Here is a 2,494-nt window from a genome sequence, read left to right as displayed (position 1 = left end):
CCCGCGGCCCGCGTGCCGCGCGTGGGCGGCGCCGTGGAGCTGGCGGCCGCCGCACTGCTGGTGGCGGGCGCGGTGATGGGCTCGCTGATCCCGCTGGGTCTGGGCTGGCTGGCCGCCTGGTGGTCGCCCCGGCTGAGCCGCCAGGAGGCCAGGTGGGCGGTGACGGTCGTGCCCGGTACGGTCGCGGCCGCCGGGCTGGTGTGGCTGTGGGGCCGCACCGAGGGCCGCTGGGGGGAGCCGATAGCCGAGGGCGCGCTGGGCGGGGCGATCACCGCCTCCTGGCCCTGGGCGCTGCGCGCTGCGGCCGTCGCCAGCGCCCTCTACCTGCTGTGGCGGGCGCGGCGGCCGAAGGGGTGATTCGGGCAGCCTCCCCCCCCGGCAGGGGCGGATCCCGTGTTCACCGGTGGGCCGGACCGGCGTTTCGGTGGCGGCATGGACCCCCGTCGTTCGACGGTGTCGGCCACGGGATCGGGTACCGGGCCCCGTCGCCGCACGTCCGGTCGGGTGGCCGGACATCGTTCGTGGCCGACGGAGCACGGACACCGGAACTGTCGACCAAGGATTTTTCGTTCATTCGTTCCATGTGTCACCCGTACGGCTGAGAATCCATCTGAGCGGTCATCCCCGCGTCCGCCTGTCCCTAGCGTCTTCCCAGACCACTCCGCCATATGAGTGGGCGGCTCGCAGCTTGAGTGAGGGAGACACAATGAAGAGTGACGTGGTGGACCAGAAGTTCAGCCTTCTGTTCGACTGGTTCGACCAGGACCGCGACGGTCAGCTCACCCCCCAGGACCTGGAGGCGACGGCGGCGGTCTTCGCCGGAGTGGCGGAGGAGGATGACCACGACAACCGCGCCGCCTTCCACTCCGCCTTCGCGCAGTGGTGGCGGCTGCTCGAAGAGGCCGACACCGACGGTGACGGGCGGATCTCACGCACCGAGTTCATCACCATGATGCAGGACAGTGTCACCACCCCCGCCCACTTCGAGAACGTGGTCATGGCCATCATCGAAGCCATCGTGAACGTCACCGACACCGACGGTGACGGCGTTCTGAGCCGGGACGAGTACGTCGCGCTGTACCAGGCGCTCGGCGTCCCCGCCGAGCAGTGCGGTCCGGCGTTCGACAGGGTGGACCTGGACGGCGACGGGGTCATCAGCCACGCCGAGTACCGTGCCGCCATCGTCGAGTTCTACTTCAGCACCGATCCCGAGGCCCCCGGGAACCACCTGCTCGGCATGCTGGTCCAGCCGACCTGAGCGCGCCCCCGGGCCCGTGCCCGTGTCCGCCGGACCGCGGCGCTCCCGGCGGGCACGGGCACAGTGGTCGTCTCCCGGAGAGCCGTCTCCACCCCCGGGGAAGACCGGGCCGTCGGTGCCGGTGGCGGCGTGCTCACCGGTATGCCGGGCCAGGGGCCGGGAAGGCGTCAGTCCCGGGTGAGGAAGCCCTTCATCTCCTCCAGGATCGTGTCGGCGGCCGTGTAGCCGATGCCCTGGATCCAGGTCTCGTCGTCCACGCGGTGGGCCCGGCCGTTCCCCACCGCCTCCATGCTCTTCCACAGCGCGCCGCCGACGGCCTCGTCCTCGCCGGACTTCGCCGGGTCGCCGTAGGAGGTGTAGAAGACGATGTCCGCGTCGCCCTGGTCGACCCTCTCCGGGCTGACATCGACCGAGAAGCCGTCGGGGGCCTCGTCGGCGATGGCCGGGCGGCTCACGCCGATGTCGGCGAGGACGGAGCCGATGTAGTTCTGCCTGCCGTAGACGCGGGTGTCGGCGCCCTCGACGAAGCGGACGACGCTCACCGTCAGCTCCCGGGCCCTCTCCGGGCCGCCGAGCGCCTCGGTGACCTCGGCCGTCCTCGCCTCGTAGGCGTCGATGACCTTCCCCGCCTCGTCCTGCCGGTTGAGGGCGTTGGCGTGGACCAGGAAGTTCTGCTTCCAGGGCGCGCCGGTGGTCTCGGTGAAGACGGTCGGGGCGATCTTCGACAGCTCGTCGTAGCGGTCCTTGTCGCGGATGTCGCTGCCCAGGATCAGGTCCGGCTTGAGCGCCGCGATCCTCTCCAGGTTGGGCGCGGCGATGTTGCCGACGTTCTCGATGCCCTCGACCTTCTCCTCCGGCAGGTACTTCAGGAAGCCGGAGGCCACGTCGGAACGGGTGGAACCGACGGGCTTGACACCCAGGGTTATGGCCGAGTCCAGCTCGGCGGTGTCGAGGACGACCACGCGCTCGGGCTCGGCGGGGACCTCCACCTCCCCGTGGGCGGTCATCACCGTCCGGGTCTCCCCGGAGGCGGCGCCGCTCTCCCCGCCGCAGGCGGACAGGGCGAGGGCGAGGACGGAGGCCAGCGCGGTGGCGCCGGCGGCGGTCGTACGGCGGCGGATGAGGGTCATCGGGGCTCTCCTTCGTGGATACCCCGTCCTTTAGGGCGGGGAGGAAACGAAGCTCCTGCGGAGCAGGGCAGGGAACGCCGGTTCGCCGCCAGGGCGGACCGGCGTC

At 71.3% G+C, this 2,494-nt stretch carries 2 protein-coding genes and 1 pseudogene; 2 read left to right on the top strand and 1 reads right to left on the bottom strand.

Annotated elements, in window-relative coordinates:
• Positions 1-357: pseudogene (locus AC2CJA_RS26095) on the top strand (hypothetical protein); the annotation flags it as partial.
• 349 nt (positions 358-706) lie between these two features.
• On the top strand, positions 707-1,258 hold the full coding sequence (locus tag AC2CJA_RS26090; protein ID WP_484605129.1) for an EF-hand domain-containing protein: 552 nt from the start codon (positions 707-709) through the stop codon (positions 1,256-1,258).
• A 167-nt stretch (positions 1,259-1,425) separates the two neighbouring features.
• On the opposite strand, the gene AC2CJA_RS26085 is transcribed toward AC2CJA_RS26090, so the two are convergent.
• Positions 1,426-2,388 carry an ABC transporter substrate-binding protein gene (locus AC2CJA_RS26085; protein ID WP_484605128.1) on the bottom strand — a complete coding sequence of 321 codons (963 nt, stop codon included), beginning with the start codon at positions 2,386-2,388 and terminating at the stop codon, positions 1,426-1,428.
• Between the last annotated feature and the right edge of the window lie 106 nt (positions 2,389-2,494).

The sequence above is a fragment of the Streptomyces sp. ATLC9 genome (assembly GCF_057196705.1).
The sequence above is the reverse complement of the archived record's forward strand: the minus strand, read 5'-3'. Positions and strand labels throughout refer to the sequence as shown.

Bases quoted from the DNA above. Each gene is read 5' to 3' on its own strand.
- AC2CJA_RS26090 (WP_484605129.1), top strand. From the start codon at position 707: ATGAAGAGTGACGTGGTGGACCAGAAGTTCAGCCTTCTGTTCGACTGG.
- AC2CJA_RS26085 (WP_484605128.1), bottom strand. From the start codon at position 2,388: ATGACCCTCATCCGCCGCCGTACGACCGCCGCCGGCGCCACCGCGCTG.